General features: G+C 71.3%; 17 protein-coding genes. 10 read left to right on the forward strand and 7 right to left on the reverse strand.

All coding sequences use genetic code 11. The features are described 5' to 3' along the window. Nucleotides 1–29: 29 nt before the first annotated feature. The 7 genes from SL103_RS11320 to tatC all read left to right on the forward strand — a co-directional run bounded on the left by SL103_RS11320 (nt 30) and on the right by tatC (nt 4,580). On the forward strand, nt 30–404 hold the full coding sequence (locus SL103_RS11320; protein ID WP_033269967.1) for an FKBP-type peptidyl-prolyl cis-trans isomerase: 375 nt from the start codon (nt 30–32) through the stop codon (nt 402–404). Between the two features lie 138 nt (nt 405–542). Further along, nucleotides 543–1,559: a helix-turn-helix transcriptional regulator gene (locus SL103_RS11325; protein ID WP_069568735.1), complete on the forward strand. Its 1,017-nt coding sequence runs from the start codon at nt 543–545 to the stop codon at nt 1,557–1,559. 20 nt (nt 1,560–1,579) lie between these two features. Further along, nucleotides 1,580–2,530: a helix-turn-helix transcriptional regulator gene (locus SL103_RS11330; protein WP_069568736.1), complete on the forward strand. Its 951-nt coding sequence runs from the start codon at nt 1,580–1,582 to the stop codon at nt 2,528–2,530. 71 nt (nt 2,531–2,601) lie between these two features. Further along, nucleotides 2,602–2,847, forward strand: coding sequence for a hypothetical protein (locus SL103_RS11335; protein WP_069568737.1), 246 nt, complete (start codon nt 2,602–2,604; stop codon nt 2,845–2,847). Nucleotides 2,848–2,863: 16 nt separating this feature from the next. Next, a complete protein-coding gene (locus tag SL103_RS11340; protein ID WP_069568738.1) occupies nt 2,864–3,076 on the forward strand; it encodes a hypothetical protein in 213 nt (70 codons plus the stop codon). 201 nt (nt 3,077–3,277) lie between these two features. After that, nucleotides 3,278–3,559 carry a Sec-independent protein translocase subunit TatA gene (tatA, locus tag SL103_RS11345; protein WP_069568739.1) on the forward strand — a complete coding sequence of 94 codons (282 nt, stop codon included), beginning with the start codon at nt 3,278–3,280 and terminating at the stop codon, nt 3,557–3,559. A 61-nt stretch (nt 3,560–3,620) separates the two neighbouring features. Continuing rightward, nucleotides 3,621–4,580, forward strand: coding sequence for a twin-arginine translocase subunit TatC (gene tatC / locus SL103_RS11350; protein WP_079145694.1), 960 nt, complete (start codon nt 3,621–3,623; stop codon nt 4,578–4,580). 179 nt (nt 4,581–4,759) lie between these two features. Here the strand turns inward: tatC and SL103_RS37760 are convergent, their stop codons facing one another. Then, complete coding sequence (locus SL103_RS37760; RefSeq protein ID WP_164492786.1) at nt 4,760–5,080, reverse strand: hypothetical protein; 321 nt, start codon at nt 5,078–5,080, stop codon at nt 4,760–4,762. A gap of 346 nt (nt 5,081–5,426) precedes the next feature. After that, the gene (locus SL103_RS37765; protein ID WP_164492787.1) at nt 5,427–5,714 is read right to left on the reverse strand and encodes a hypothetical protein; all 288 of its coding nucleotides are present in this window, start codon (nt 5,712–5,714) and stop codon (nt 5,427–5,429) included. A 279-nt stretch (nt 5,715–5,993) separates the two neighbouring features. On the opposite strand from SL103_RS37765, the gene SL103_RS11355 reads away from it, so the two are divergent. Beyond that, complete coding sequence (locus SL103_RS11355) at nt 5,994–8,810, forward strand: DEAD/DEAH box helicase (RefSeq protein WP_069568741.1); 2,817 nt, start codon at nt 5,994–5,996, stop codon at nt 8,808–8,810. Between the two features lie 106 nt (nt 8,811–8,916). Here the strand turns inward: SL103_RS11355 and SL103_RS11360 are convergent, their stop codons facing one another. Beyond that, entirely contained in the window at nt 8,917–10,026 is a 1,110-nt protein-coding gene (locus SL103_RS11360; protein ID WP_069568742.1) for an LLM class flavin-dependent oxidoreductase, read from the reverse strand. A gap of 327 nt (nt 10,027–10,353) precedes the next feature. Between SL103_RS11360 and SL103_RS11365 the strand changes: the two genes are divergently transcribed. Beyond that, nucleotides 10,354–10,710 carry an L-rhamnose mutarotase gene (locus SL103_RS11365; protein ID WP_099055403.1) on the forward strand — a complete coding sequence of 119 codons (357 nt, stop codon included), beginning with the start codon at nt 10,354–10,356 and terminating at the stop codon, nt 10,708–10,710. Here the strand turns inward: SL103_RS11365 and SL103_RS11370 are convergent. Both SL103_RS11370 and SL103_RS11375 read right to left on the reverse strand, forming a co-directional pair. Then, nucleotides 10,707–11,159, reverse strand: coding sequence for an ABA4-like family protein (locus tag SL103_RS11370; RefSeq protein ID WP_069568743.1), 453 nt, complete (start codon nt 11,157–11,159; stop codon nt 10,707–10,709). The two genes, SL103_RS11365 and SL103_RS11370, sit on opposite strands and share 4 nt — an antisense overlap. Next, nucleotides 11,156–12,082, reverse strand: a complete 927-nt coding sequence (locus SL103_RS11375; RefSeq protein WP_432215391.1) for a hypothetical protein — start codon at nt 12,080–12,082, stop codon at nt 11,156–11,158. The genes SL103_RS11370 and SL103_RS11375 overlap by 4 nt, the downstream gene beginning before the upstream one ends. 194 nt (nt 12,083–12,276) lie before the next feature. Between SL103_RS11375 and SL103_RS11380 the strand changes: the two genes are divergently transcribed. Then, complete coding sequence (locus SL103_RS11380; protein WP_069568745.1) at nt 12,277–12,936, forward strand: MerR family transcriptional regulator; 660 nt, start codon at nt 12,277–12,279, stop codon at nt 12,934–12,936. 73 nt (nt 12,937–13,009) lie between these two features. Here the strand turns inward: SL103_RS11380 and SL103_RS11385 are convergent, their stop codons facing one another. Next, nucleotides 13,010–13,867: a siderophore-interacting protein gene (locus SL103_RS11385; RefSeq protein WP_069568746.1), complete on the reverse strand. Its 858-nt coding sequence runs from the start codon at nt 13,865–13,867 to the stop codon at nt 13,010–13,012. 47 nt (nt 13,868–13,914) lie between these two features. Further along, the gene (locus SL103_RS11390; RefSeq protein ID WP_069568747.1) at nt 13,915–14,829 is read right to left on the reverse strand and encodes a 5'-3' exonuclease; all 915 of its coding nucleotides are present in this window, start codon (nt 14,827–14,829) and stop codon (nt 13,915–13,917) included. Between the last annotated feature and the right edge of the window lie 162 nt (nt 14,830–14,991).

The following is a 14,991-nucleotide window of genomic DNA, read 5'->3' on the forward strand; positions in this document are numbered from 1 at the left end:
CGTAAAGATTCGTAAGTAGGAGCACATCCGTGAGCATCGACAAGCCCGAGATCGACTTTCCTGAGGGCCCGGCTCCCACCGAGCTCGAGATCGTGGACCTGAAGGAGGGCGACGGGCCGGTCGCCAAGGCCGGGGACACCGTCTCCGTCCACTACGTCGGAGTCTCCTTCAGCACCGGCGAGGAGTTCGACGCGAGCTGGAACCGCGGCAAGCCGCTCCAGTTCCAGCTGGGTGCCGGCCAGGTCATCGCCGGCTGGGACCAGGGCGTGCAGGGCATGAAGGTCGGCGGCCGCCGCCGGCTGACCATCCCCGCGCACCTCGCGTACGGCGACCGCGGCGCCGGCGGCGGCCGCATCGCCCCGGGCGAGACGCTGATCTTCGTCTGCGACCTGGTCTCCGTCTGACACCGGGCAGCTCCCGGCCCGACGGCCGGTGAGGCAGTACCGAGGGCCCGTGCCGATCCCGGCACGGGCCCTCGGCTTTTGCCGCACGCACCCCGAGCGGTACGGTCACGATCGGGAGTTCAACGAGAAAGGGCGTCGATGGCCATTGCCAAGGCCGAGCGGCTGATGAACCTGGCGCTGTGCCTGCTGGGGACGCGACGCCCGCTGACCAAGCGCGAGCTCAGGTCGTCCATCGAGGCGTACGTCGAAGCCTTCGGGCCGGGATACGCCATGGCCTTCGGCAACGGGAGCGCCGACACGGGCGGTGACGACGCCTTCAACCGGATGTTCGAGCGGGACAAGGACGACCTGCGCGAACTCGGCCTGGTCATCGAGACCGTCGAAGGCATCGACGGCGACGTCGGCTATCTGGCCCGCCGCGACAGCAACCGGCTGCCGCCGATCACCCTGGACGCCGAGGAGGCCGCCGCGCTCGGACTCGCCGCCAAGGTCTGGCAGCAGGCCCGGCTGGCCGGCGCCGCCAGCGGAGCGCTGCAGAAGCTGCGCGCGGCCGGGATGCCGCTGGCCGAGGACGGCGCGGACTACGACGCCCGGCAGCCGCACAGCGCCCTCGAACCGCGCATCCCCGCCCACGAGGCCGCCTTCGAACCGCTGATGCTGGCCTGCCGCGACCGCCGGCCGGTCGTCTTCGACTACCGCAAGTCCACCGCCGCGCACCCCGAGCAGCGGCAGGTCGAACCGTGGATCCTGGAGTGCTGGCGCGGCCACTGGTACGTCGCCGGCTGGGACCGGGACCGCAAGGCGGAGCGGGTCTTCCGGCTCTCCCGGATCACCGGCAAGGTCCGCTCCCGGCAGGGCAGGTTCACCGCGCCGGTGCCCGACCACGTCACCGTCCGCGAGACCGTCGAGAGCTGGGCGGGCGAGACCGCGACCGGCACCGCCCGGATCAAGCTCCGCGCCGAGCACGGCTATCCGCTGCGCGCCCGGGCGCTGTCCGTCCGCGCGCTGGGCGACGGCTGGGACGAGCTGGAGATCCCCAACGGCCACGGACTCGACGCCTGGCTCGTGGAGTTCGGACCGGACGTCGTCGTACTGGAACCGGCGGAGCTGCGCGCCGAGGTCATCGACCGGCTGCGCGCCGTGGCCAAGGGCTGAGAGGGACGGGACACACACGCATGGCCACGAACGCGATCGACCAGACCCGCCGGATGCTGTCGCTGGTGACCTACCTGCGCGAGCGGCCCGGGGCCCGGGTCGGCGACGTCGCCCGCGCCTTCGGGATCACCGAGGACGAGCTGATCGCCGACCTCGACGTGCTGCCGATGTGCGGGACGAGCTTCCGCGGCGGCGACCTGCTGGACATCGACACCGACGGCGACCGGATCTGGTGGCACAACCCCGACGACGTCGCCGAGCCGCTGCGGCTGGCCGCCGACGAGGCGACCGCCCTGCTGGTCGCGGCCCGCGCGGTGGCCACCCTGCCCGGACTGCGCGAGGGCGACCGGCAGGCACTGCTGCGCGCCACCGCCAAGCTGGAGGCGGCGGCCGGCGAGGCGGCCGGCGCCAGCGCCCGGCTCTCGGTCACCTTCGAGTCCGAGGGCGGGGTCTTCGCCGACGTCGACCGCGCCATCGCCGAGCGGCGCCGGCTGTGGCTGCGCTACTACTCCCCGGCCCGCGACGAGCTCACCGAGCGCGAGGTGGACCCGATCCGGCTGTTCGCCGTCGGCCACACCTACATGGAGGCGTGGTGCCGGCTCTCCGAGGCCCGGCGCACCTTCCGGCTCGACCGGGTCGCCGAGATCAAGCTGCTGGACGCGCCCGCCGACCCGCCGCCGGTCGAGCTGCGCGATCTGTCCGAGGGACTGGTGCAGCCGGCCGCCGAGGACCCCGAGGTGTCCGTCGAGGTCGGTCCCGGCGGCCGCTGGGTGGCGGAGTACTACCCGCACGACAGTGCCGAGGAGCTCCCGGACGGCGGGCTGCGCATCACCCTGCGCACCCCCGACCCGACCTCGCTGCGGCGCCTCGCGCTGCGGCTGGGCCGGGACGGCCGGATCGTGGCGCCGCAGGCGCTCGCCGACAGCGCGCGGCGCGCCGCCGAGCAGGCGCTCGCGGCGTACGGCGCGTGACCGCGGCGCGGCGGGCGGCGCGCCGCACCGGCACCGCGCAGTGCGCAGGGAGAAGGAGGAGGCAGCGAGGGATGACGACCACGATGGCGGGCGCGAGCGCCCCGGTGCTCTTCAAGGCGGCCTGCCCGGACTGCCGGGGCCGCTTCGAGCTGGCTTCGGACGCCTTCCGGCTGGCGATCGGCGCGAGCCGGCGCACCACCTTCTACTCCTTCACCTGCCCGGACTGCCGCCGCGCGGTGCGCAGGCCGGCCGGCGAGCGGATCGTCGAGCTGCTCACCGGCGGCGGGGTGCGCACGCTGCGGCTGCACACCGGCTGACCGATAGGCTCGTCCCATGCTCTGGCCCATGATCGCTATCGCCCTCGGCTTCCTGGGGATCGCCGTGCTCGGCGTCCTCGCCGTCCGCGTCTTCGTCGAGGTGCGGCGGCTGGCCCGCCAGGTCGGTGCGACGTCCGAGCGGATCCAGCGGGCCGCGCAGGACCTGGAGCGGGCCGCGGTGCCGCTGGCGTCGGCTGTGGGTCGGCGTGAAACGAACCAGCAGGCGTGAAGGATCCGAGCTGCTGTTCGTGCGAGCGGTAGGCTGTTCGCCATAGCCGGCGAACGGGCGCCGGCTGCCAGGAGTGCGCACAGGGGTTGCCTCGCGTTTACCCGTGAGCGTTACGATCGCCTGTAGTACGGCGGGCGGACGGACGTCCGGCCAAGTCAGGTAGTCCCACCCCCAACCGCCTCAGTGAGAAGGTAACCGCTTATGTTCGGACGGATCGGTGCTCCCGAGATCATCCTCATTCTCGTCGTCGTCGTACTTTTGTTCGGCGCCAAGAAGCTGCCCGACATGGCTCGCTCTCTCGGTAAGTCGGCCCGCATCCTCAAGAGCGAGGCGAAGGCGATGAAGTCCGAGGGCCAGCAGCAGGAGGCCCCCTCCGACCCGCCGCAGGGTGAGTCGCAGCAAGCGCGCACCATCCAGGCGGCGCCCGGCGACGTGAAGAGCGCGCGACCGGTTGCGGAGAGCGATCACACCGCGCAGCGCTGACCGAAGGTTGTCTGCCTGCATCGGCTCCGCCGCTGCCCGTTGCACGAGATGAGGACGTGGGTTGCTCAAGTCTGCCTCCAAAAAGACAAAGGTGAAGGACCCCGAGGGGCGCATGCCCCTTGTGGATCACCTGCGTGAGCTGCGCAACCGACTCGCCAAGGGCTTGCTGGCCATCGTTATTGCGACGATCTTGGCGGCCTTCTTCTATGAAGCGATCATCGACTTCTTCACGAAGCCGGTGTTGCAGTCGGTGGGCTGCAATGCACTCTTCACCGAACTCGCCAAACAGGAGAAGGGATCACGATGCGCCAGCATCGTGATGATGGACCTGCTCGGCCCCTTCACTCTTGCGCTCAAGGTCTCCCTGGTCGCGGGCCTCATCGTTTCCTCGCCGGTGTGGCTTTACCAGCTCTGGGCATTCCTCGCGCCCGGTCTGCACCGGCACGAGAGGAAGTACGCGCTCAGCTTTGTGGGCGTGGGATTTCCGCTGTTTGTAGCCGGTGGGTATTTCGCGTACCGGGTGCTGCCGACCACGGCTGAGGTGCTCATCGGTTTTACGCCGGCCGGCATCGGTAACCTGATTACGCTGGACAAGCTTCTTGACCTGATCGCGCGCATGGTCGTCGTGTTCGGTCTGTCCTTCGAGCTTCCCTTGTTGCTGGTGATGCTGAACTTCGCCGGCGTCCTCACCGCCAAACGCATGCTGGGCTGGTGGCGGGCGATGGTGATGGCCATCACGGTCTTTGCGGCGATCGCGACACCGAGTACCGACCCCCTGACCATGCTTGCCCTGGCGGTTCCGATCGTCGTGCTGTATTTCGGCGCGGTCGGAGTTGCGATGCTCAACGACGCTCGCCGGAGGCGACGGATCGCAGCAGGGCCGGCTGATGACGAGGCATCCGACCTCGACCTGAGACCGGCAGACATCGGTGAGATCGAGTCGGTGGCAGCCCCTGTGGCATTGCCGGGGCAGGCAAGTGGAGACGACGGGAAGCGCGGCGACTTCGAGGACGTCACCTGACGAGGAGGGTTACGTCGCGCGGCGGCAGCGGCAAACACATGGCCCTGTGTGCCTGGAGCTGGGACTGTGTGCACTGCCCGGGCGTGGCATTCGCGGAGCGGCACGCGGTGTGCACAACGGAAAACGTCTGGTGGGCGGCTCCGCGGAGCCGCCCACCAGACGTTACCGGTCTTGAGTGATCAGCACTTTCCGTAGTCCTTGATTGCCGTGGGGCCGCCCACGGCACGGGAATTGAAATGCGCGCCACCAGCAACGCATTCTTCATAGTCAGCGGCTACGGACCAGCTGATGTGGATCTTGTGCGCAGATGAACAGGTGTTATGGGTGTACACCGCCGTTGTCACGTTGCCATCCGCCCATGACCAGCTGAAACAGCCAGAGGTTCCGCGGTGTGTGCTCATGGCGGTGGCGGTGGCGGCCGCTGCGGGACCGGCAGTTGCCATGATCCCCGCGGCTGCGGATGCGGCCACGACCGCTAATGCGCGCTTCTTGATGCTCATCTTCCCCACATCTCGATCGGCTTCTACTCGACAGGGGTGCGACGCCGGGCCATCGGAAACCGATAACCAGTTCGAATGCCCTGTAGGTGATCACGCTAGAGGGTGGAGTCATGGTGATCAAGTGAAGATCCGGCCATGGTGGCCGCTGCCCGGGTGGCGCCTTGGCGCGTGCTGTGGGTCGGGCGTCACGCGCGCCGGCCGCCGATAGCGGTGCAGGTGCTTGCTGCTGCGGATTGTGTGCAGCAATGTGGAAGTGCCGAGGGGCGGGGTGCTGAACACGGCCCCGCCCCTTCGCCCCGATTCAGTCCGGGCAGTGCAGTGATACGCCTACCTACCTGAATCAGGCTCAGCAGTACTTGATGCCCTGCAACTGTCCGGTGCCTCGGTAGTGGAGTTCACCCTTCGGCCTGATCGTGTAGCAGTCACTGTCCGGCCACCAACGCTCGGCGATCTGTACCTTGATCGTCTTCTTGCAGCCGTTGGCGATGTCCACCGAGTTACTGCTCGGGTGCCACGTCGCCTTGACGCACTTGTCCACGCTCGCGGCCGCTGCTGGGCCGGCCGTCGCCATCGGAACACCCAATGAAGTCACTGCCAGCGTAGCTGTCACCGCTGCTGTCTTGAACTTGTTCATCGTTCCCCTCCGTGGTCGGGGGCAGCGCGCCGCCCTCGCTTGGCCTGCGGGTGGCGCCTGTGGTCAGGCGGCGCCGTTTCGAAAGCTCCCGCGGGCACACGAAACGATCATAGGGGCGTGCTGGCGGTGTTCACAGCGGATTTGTCTCAGCTGTGCCATTCCGGCCGGCGCACGAGCATCGGCGTTCCGGAGGGGCGGCTGCGGCACTCCCTTGCTCGGTAAAGGCCCGCCATAAAGATCGGGTCGTTGTCAGAGGTGGCCGGTAGGCTCGTAAGCACGATGACCGAGGACATGTCCCCTGCTGAACGCTATGCCGCCGCCAAGCTCCGGGCGGCCGAGCAGGCCACCGCACTCGCCCCTTTCCGAGAGATGTACGACTTCGAACTGGACCCGTTCCAGATCGAGGCGTGCGAGGCCCTGGAGGCCGGGAAGGGCGTGCTGGTCGCTGCCCCCACCGGATCCGGCAAGACGATCGTCGGCGAGTTCGCCGTCCACCTGGCCCTGGAGCAGGGCCGCAAATGCTTCTACACCACGCCCATCAAGGCGCTGTCCAACCAGAAGTACCAGGACCTGGTCAGGCGTTACGGTGCCGAGAAGGTCGGCCTGCTGACCGGTGACAACAGCGTCAACTCCGACGCGCCGGTGATCGTGATGACCACCGAGGTGCTGCGCAACATGCTCTACGCGGGCTCGCAGTCGCTGGCCGGCCTCGGCTATGTGGTGATGGACGAGGTGCACTACCTCTCCGACCGCTTCCGCGGCGCCGTCTGGGAAGAGGTGATCATCCATCTCCCCGATTCCGTGACCCTGGTCTCACTGTCGGCGACGGTTTCCAACGCCGAGGAGTTCGGCGACTGGCTGGACACCGTCCGGGGCGACACCGCCGTGATCGTCTCCGAGCACCGCCCGGTGCCGCTGTGGCAGCACGTGCTCGCGGGCCGCCGGATATACGACCTCTTCGAGGAGCGGGACGGGCAGGGCGGCGGCCGCCGCGAGGTCAACCCCGACCTGGAGCGGCTGGCCCGCATGGAGAACAGCCGGCCGACGTTCGGCCGGGACAAGCGCCGGGGCCGCACCATGCGCGAGGCGGACCGGGAGCGCGAGCGCAGACAGCGCGCCCGGATCTGGACGCCGAGCCGGCCCGAGGTGATCGAACGCCTCGACAACGAGGGCCTGTTGCCCGCGATCACCTTCATCTTCAGCCGCGCCGGCTGCGAGGCGGCCGTCCAGCAGTGCCTGTATTCGGGGCTGCGGCTCAACGACCCGGAAGGCCGCGAGCAGGTCCGCCGCATCGTCGAGGCGCGGACGGCCGGGATACCGGACGAGGACCTCCATGTGCTCGGCTACTACGAGTGGCTGGAGGGCCTGGAGCGCGGTATCGCGGCGCACCACGCCGGCATGCTCCCGACGTTCAAGGAGGTCGTCGAGGAGCTCTTCGTCAAGGGCCTGGTCAAGGCGGTCTTCGCCACCGAGACGCTGGCGCTGGGCATCAACATGCCGGCGCGTTCGGTCGTGCTGGAGAAGCTGGTGAAGTGGAACGGCGAGCAGCACGCCGACATCACCCCCGGCGAGTACACCCAGCTGACCGGCCGGGCCGGGCGCCGCGGCATCGACGTCGAGGGCCACGCGGTCGTGCTGTGGCAGCGCGGGATGAACCCGGGCGCGCTGGCCGGCCTCGCCGGGACGCGTACGTATCCGCTGCGGTCGTCCTTCAAGCCGTCGTACAACATGGCGGTCAATCTGGTCTCGCAGTTCGGCCGGCACCGGTCGCGGGAGCTGCTGGAGATGTCCTTCGCGCAGTTCCAGGCCGACAAGTCGGTGGTCGGGATCTCGCGGCAGGTGCAGAAGAACGAGGAGGGGCTGGCCGGTTACCGCGGTTCGATGACCTGTCACCTCGGCGACTTCGAGGAGTACTCCCGGCTGCGGCGGGAGCTGAAGGACCGTGAGACGGAGCTGGCCAAGCAGGGCGCGGCGCAGCGGCGGGTGGCGGCCGCGGCGGCGCTGGAGAAGCTCCGGCCCGGCGACGTCATCCATGTGCCGACCGGCAAGTACGCGGGGCTGGCGCTGGTCCTGGACCCGGGCATGCCCTCGGGGCGGACGAACGGCCACCGCGGCTTCGACGCGCAGGACGGCCCGCGGCCGCTGGTGCTGACGGCGGAGCGGCAGGTCAAGCGGCTGGCCTCGATCGACTTCCCGGTGCCGGTCGAGGCGCTGGACCGGATGCGGATCCCCAAGTCCTTCAACGCCCGCAGCCCGCAGTCGCGTCGCGATCTGGCGTCCGCGCTGCGCACCAAGGCCGGGCACCTCGTCCCGTCGCGGCACCGCAAGCCCCGTTCGGCGGCGGCCGACGACCGCGAGATCACCCGGCTGCGTACGGCGCTCCGCGCGCACCCGTGCCACGGCTGCGACGAGCGTGAGGACCACGCCCGCTGGGCGGAGCGCTACCACCGACTGGCGCGTGACACCCGCCAGTTGGAGCGCCGGATCGAGGGCCGGACGAACACCATCGCCCGCACCTTCGACCGGATCTGCGCGCTGCTGACCGAGCTGGACTACCTGGAGGAGGACACGGTCACCGACGAGGGGCGCCGGCTGGCCCGGCTCTACGGCGAGCTGGACCTGCTGGCGAGCGAGTGCCTGCGCGAGGGGGTCTGGGAGGGGCTGGGCCCCGCGGAGCTCGCGGCCTGTGCCTCGGCGCTGGTGTACGAGGCGCGGCAGGCGGACGACGCGACGGCCCCCAAGCTGCCGGCCGGCAAGGCCCGCGAGGCGCTGGGCGAGATGGTCCGCATCTGGGGCCGGCTGGACGCCCTGGAGGAGGACCACCGGATCAACCAGGCGGAGGGCGTCGGCCAGCGCGAGCCGGACCTCGGCTTCGCCTGGCCCGCGTACCGCTGGGCCTCCGGCTTCGGTCTCGACGAGGTGCTGCGCGAGGCGGAGATGCCCGCCGGCGACTTCGTGCGCTGGTGCAAGCAGCTGGTCGACATCCTCGGCCAGATCGCGGCCGCGGCGCCGCCCGGCAGCTCGGTGGCGCGTACCGCCCGCCGCGCGATGGACGGTGTGCTGCGCGGCGTGGTGGCGTACTCCTCGGTGGGCTGAGCGGCTCCCGCCGGGCCCGGACCACGCGACGGCGCCGCGTTCCCGTACGACGGGAGCGCGGCGCCGGTGTTCGTCCGGGCGGCCTCTCACGGCACCCGGGCGGCGGTCAGGACGCCTGACGGGCCGTCCGCTCCGCGTCCCGCTTGGCGACCTCCTCGCGGACGAGCGGGATGACGTGCCGGCCGAAGTCGACGGCGTCGTCGAGCAGGTCGTAGCCGCGGGCGGAGAGGATGTCGACGCCCAGGTCGTAGTAGTCGAGCAGGGCCGCGGCGACGGTCTCCGGCGTGCCGACCAGGGCGGTGGAGTTGCCGGCGCCGCCGGTCTCCGCCGCGGTCGGGGTCCACAGCGCCCGGTCGTGCCGCTCGCCCTCGGCGGCCACCGCGAGCAGCCGCTGCGACCCGGCGTTCTGCGGGTTCGTCAGCGGGTGGCGGCGGCTGAGCGCCCCGCCCGCCTTGCGCGCCCTGATCCGGTCCAGGGTGCGGTGCGCCTTTTCCCAGGCCAGTTCCTCGGTGGGCGCGATGATCGGCCGGAAGGCGACCTGGATGCGGGGCACGTCGGTGCGCCCGGCGGCGCGTGCCGCGGCCTTCACCGAGGCGATCTGCTCGGCGGTCTGCGCCAGCGGCTCGCCCCACAGGCAGTAGATGTCCGCCTCGGCGCCGCCCGCCGCGTACGCCGCCGGGGAGGAGCCGCCGAACGACACCTGTGGGTGCGGCTGTTGGACGGGGAAGGTGTCGGAGACGAAGTCGTGGAAGCGGTAGTGGGTGCCCTCGTGGTCGAAGGGCTCGTGGGTGGTCCAGATCTTCTTGACGAGGCGGATGTACTCGCGGGTGCGGGCGTAGCGCTCGTCCTTGGTCAGGGTGTCGCCCTCGCGCCGCTGCTCGTGGTCGTTGCCGCCGGTGATGAAGTGCACCGCGAGCCGGCCGTCGCTGATCCGGTCCAGCGTCGCGAAGGTCTTCGCGGCGAACGTCGGGTACGAGACGTTGGGGCGGTGCGCCACCAGGATCTGCAGGGTGTCGGTGCGGGCGGCGACGAAGGCGGCGGCCGGGGACGGGTCGGGGGAGCCGGAACCGTAGGCGAACAGCACCCGGTCCCAGCCGTGGTCCTCGTGGGCGCGGGCGAGCTTGAGCGTGTAGTCCTTGTCGAAGGACGCGCCGGAGCGCTGGGTGACTTCGGAACCGTCGTTGGTCGCGGCAATGCCGAGGAACTCGACAGGCATGGGGGAAGGGCCTCGTCTTCTCGTGGTCAGGCGCTGGTGGGCAGGCGCCGGCAGCCGTCGGGCGGGCCGGGCGTGCGGGCGTACGGAAGCCGTACGGACAGGAGCACTGCGCGGGGAGAAGTCAGCGGCAACAGGAGGCCGACCACACCCGACCGAAGTCGATGTGGTCGCGGGTGACGAGCCGCTGCGAAGGACGCATGCGCTCAGTGGAACAGGTAGATGTATGTGCCGTCAACCAATTGCCTTGGCGGGCAACGCCGTTCGCGACGGACGGCCCGGGGCGGGCGGGGGCGCGTACGCACGCGCCGGCCGGGGCAGGATGCGGCCATGAGCGCGCGGGGCGACGGAGAGGCGGCCGGGGTGCGGCGCCTGGGCATGGTCATCGGGCTGCGGCCGGAGCACCGCGAGGAGTACCTGCGGCTGCACGCGGAGGTCTGGCCCGAGGTGCTGGCCACGATCACCGCCTGCAACCTCCGCAACTACTCGATCTTCCGCCACGGCGATCTGCTGTTCTCGTACGCCGAGTACGTCGGTGACGACTACGCCGCCGACATGGCCGCGATGGCCGCCGACCCCGCGACCCAGCGATGGTGGCGGCTGACCGCCCCCTGCCAGGAACAGACGGAGGGGGCGGTGCCGGGGGAGTGGTGGACGCCGCTGCGGGAGGTCTTCCACCACGACTAGCCAGGGGTGTCCGAGCGCGCCTTCCGGGTGCGGCGGCGGACGGCGGCCCGGAGGGCGAGGAAGAGCAGGACGCCGAACGGCGAGAGCAGCACGGTCAGTACCAGCAGCGGGCCCATGACCAGCGGGTGGATCCGCAGCGCACGGGCCTCCCGGTACATCCACTGGCCGAGGAACAGGTCCCAGGCGATCACCTGCGCCCAGATCGCCCCGGCTCCGCCGCCGAGCCGCAGCAACTCCTGGAACCCCGCCAGATCGGGGTGGCTGACGGCCGCCCACAGCTGCGGGAACACCCCGGCGGCCAGCACGAGGTAGACCGCGAGGACCGGCACCATCGGCAGCGGCGAGGCGGCGATCCGGTCGGTGAAGCGCCACCCGGGGGCCAGGATCAGCAGTGCCCAGAACGGCGCCGCGAGCAGGAAGGCCAAGTCGAAGAGGGTGCTGCTGGTCATCGCGTCAACTCCGGTGCGGGGTGGGCGGACAGGGTGGGGCCGGTGGCGGCGCCCGGGCCGTCCGCCGGGCGGCGCAGGGCCGCGTACGTTCCGGCCGCGGTGGCCGTCACGAGGGCGCCGAGCGCGCCCAGCGTCGGTGCGTCGGGGTGGATCAGTGCCTGGCCGCGCAGCGCCTGCCAGGTCACCAGCGCCAGCAGCCCGGTGAGGAAGCCGGCCGCGACCAGTACCAGGCGCAGCCGGGTCCGCTCGCTCCGCAGCCGGCCGGCCCGCCCGGCCAGCGCCTCCATCGCGTAGAGGAACAGCGGCAGCGCCTGGAGGGCGTGCATGCCGACGAAGTGCGGGACGCGCAGGTCGCCGCCGGTGGTGTTCCAGCCGGTGAGCGGCATGGCCGGGCCGCCGTCGGGGACGCCGACGCTGTGCGCGCCGACGACGGTGCGCAGGGCGCCCGCGGCCCGCTGTTCGGGGGTGGGGGACAGCATCAGCCCGCCGAGCAGCAGGCCGGCCAGGGCGATCAGCGCGCCGAGCCGGATCGCCCAGGTGACGGCCCGGTCGCCCAGGCGGGCCCGCAGGAGCAGCACCGCGATGACGAGGGTGCCGGTCCACAGGACCACGATGGTGAGTCCCATGACCACGAACAGCGCCTGGTCCAGCGGGGTTTCGACGTTGAAGTGGCTGCGCCGGCCGCGGGCGGCCTGCCCGGTGATGACCGCCATCTCGACGATGCCGGCCGCCACGACGGTGCGGGCGGCCCACCGGCCGGTCCGCCCGGGCGCCGGGTGCCGGGAGAGCATCCAGGCGAGGGTCAGCCCGTAGGCGGCGAAGGACACCGCGAACTTGAACGGCTTGAACCAGATCGGTGCCCCGGCCAGCACCCGGTCGTCGAGGACCAGGCCGGCCGCGGTGACGACCGCGAGTGCGGCCATCGCCCAGGAGAAGGCGAGCAGTGAACGGTATCTGGACATACGTATCCCCCCGGAAGTTATGGATAGTAGCGCTTGCCGCTATCTGATAGCTGGACTATCTAAGATGGGGGGCGGATTGGCAAGGCCGGGAGTGGGCAGGGCGCCCGGAAAGCACACGGCGCCGGGCGGGAACCCGGCGCGGGAAAGGGCGGCAGATGCGCATCGGGGAGTTGAGTCGCGCGACGGGCGTCGCGGTCCCGACGATCAAGTACTACGTCCGCGAGGGGCTGCTGCCCGCAGGCCGGCTGACCAGCCCCAACCAGGCCCGTTACGACGACGGTCACGTGCGCAGGCTGCGGCTGATCCGCGGGCTGATGGACGTCGGCGGGCTCTCGGTCGCGGCCGTCCGCGAGGTGCTGGCCGCCGTCGACTCGCCGCAGGAGCCGGTGCACAAGGTCCTCGGTGCGGCCCAGTTGGCGATCACCCCGCCGCCGGCGGTGACCCCGGACGGCATGGAGGCGGCGCGCGGCAAGGTGGCCGAGATCATTCGCCGGCGCGGCTGGCGGGTGGGGGGCGACAACCCCGCCGTCGAGACGCTGGCCGTGGCGCTGGCCACCTTCGAGGGCATCGGCCACGGCGAGTTCGAGGAGGTCGTGGACGACTACGCCGCGGCCTGCGAGCGGGTGGCCGAAGCCGATCTGGCCTGGGTGGGCCGCAACGCGGAGGTCGACGGCCTGGTGGAGAGTGTTGTGGTGGGGACGGTCCTGGGGGACGCGGTGCTGACGGCGATGCGGCGGCTGGCGCACGTGGACGCCTCGGCCCGCAGGTACGAGCAGGGGGACGGGGGCCCGGCGGGCGCGACCGGGACGCCGTAGCTGCCGGTGGCCCGGACACGGGTGCGGCCCGGCCGTTGCGACGGCCGGGCCGCACCCGGGTGATGACGGGAGGTCAGGAAGCCGCCGCCGGCGCCGCCTCCTGCTCGGCCTCCACCTGCTCGTTCCAGGCGCGCTTGCCGGCCTGCCAGCCGTCCTCGTCGTGGCCGGCACGCCAGTAGCCGGAGATCGACAGCGACTCGCGGGGGATCTCCCGCTCGACGCGCAGCAGCCGGCGGAGTTCCTTGACGAAGCCCGCCTCGCCGTGCACGAATGCCTGGACCCGTCCGGCCGGGAAGTCCAGGTCCCGTACGGCGGCGACCAGTTCGCGGCCGACCGGCGCCGCCCCGCGGTACAGCCAGTGGACGGTGGCGCCGGCCGGCGCGTCCAGCTCCTGGCGCTCCTCCGGGCCGGCCACCTCGATGAAGGCGTGCACCGGGACGCCCGCGGGCATCCGCGCCAGGGCGGCCGCGAGGGCCGGCAGGGCGCTCTCGTCGCCCGCCAGCAGGTGCCAGTCGGCGTCGGCCTCCGGGGCGTAGGCGCCGCCGGGGCCGAGCAGGAAGATCTCGTCGCCCGGGCGGGCGGCGGCCGCCCAGGGGCCGGCCAGGCCCTCGTCGCCGTGCACCACGAAGTCCACGGTCAGCTCGCGGGCCCGTTCGTCCCAGGCGCGCACGGTGTACGTACGGGTCCGCGGCCACTGGTCGCGCGGGAACTCCGCACGGATCCGCGCGATGTCGAACGGCTCGGGGTAGCGCACGCCGGGCAGCGGGAAGACCAGCTTGACGTAGTGGTCGGCGTACTCGCCGGCCGTGAACTCCGCCAGCCCTTCGCCGCCGAGCACCACCCGGACCATGTGCGGGGTGAGTCGCTCGGTGCGCTCCACCCGGGCCCGGTGCAGGCCGGGCTTCTTGCGGGACGGACGCTCTGCTGCCACGGCAATCTCCCCTGATGCGGCGTGTTAGGTATACCTAACCTAACAGGTTACCGGCGGAGCGTGACGAGAAGACGCTGGAGCGCGCCGCCCAGGCCCCACCGCGCGGCCAGCGCCTCCAGCCGCTCGGGGTCGGCCGGCTCGGCGGGCAGCGTGTGGTCGACGGCGGGGACGGCGACGTCGGTGGCCACCTTGACGACCTTCGGGGCGACGTCGAGGTACGGGCGCGCCTCCAGCAGGCGGGCGCGCTGTGCGGGGGTCACCTTCGAGGCGGGGTCCTCGGCGGCGGCCCGGATGCCGGCGAGGTCGCCGTAGGTGGCGAGCAGCTTGGCGGCGGTCTTCTCGCCGATGCCGGGGACGCCGGGCAGGCCGTCGCTGGGGTCGCCGCGCAGCAGTGCCAGGTCCGCGTAACCGGGCCCGTCCACCCCGTACTTCTCGCGCAGCAGCGCCTCGTCGGTGACCTGTAGCGTGCCCACGCCCTTGAGGGGGTACAGCACGCGGATCCCGCGCCGGTCGTCGACGAGCTGGAAGAGGTCGCGGTCGCCGGTGACGATGTCCACCGGGCCGCCGGCCCGCGCGGTCAGGGTGCCGATGATGTCGTCCGCCTCGTAGCCGGCCGCGCCGATCCGGGCGATGCCGAGTGCGTCCAGCACCTCCTCGATCACCGGGACCTGCGGCGAGAGAGTGTCGGGGATCTCCTCCTCGTCGGGCTCCGCGGAGCCGGCCGGGGCCTCCTCGGCCACCCGGTGCGCCTTGTAGGAGGGGATCAGGTCGACCCGCCACTGGGGTCGCCAGTCGAAGTCCATGCAGGCGACCAGGTCGTCGGGGTGGTGGTCCTGGACGAGCCGGGCGATGAAGTCCAGCAGGCCGCGCACCGCGTTCACCGGAGTGCCGTCCGGGGCTTTGACTGATTCCGGTACCCCGAAATAGGCGCGGAAGTAGAGGGAGGCGGTGTCGAGGAGCATCAGGCGTCGAGTCACACCTCGCATGATGCCGTATGCCCCATACGTCACATGGATGTGATCTGGAACACCGTCTTGTTTGAGCCGCATAAAGGCGGGCAGACGCGCAGGCGGAGTGGACCCGCTGAAAGATTCAACTATTTCGGCGGTGAAGGCGGCCGATCC

This window comes from Streptomyces lydicus, assembly GCF_001729485.1.
In the GTDB taxonomy this organism is placed as follows: Bacteria; Actinomycetota; Actinomycetes; order Streptomycetales; family Streptomycetaceae; genus Streptomyces; species Streptomyces lydicus_D.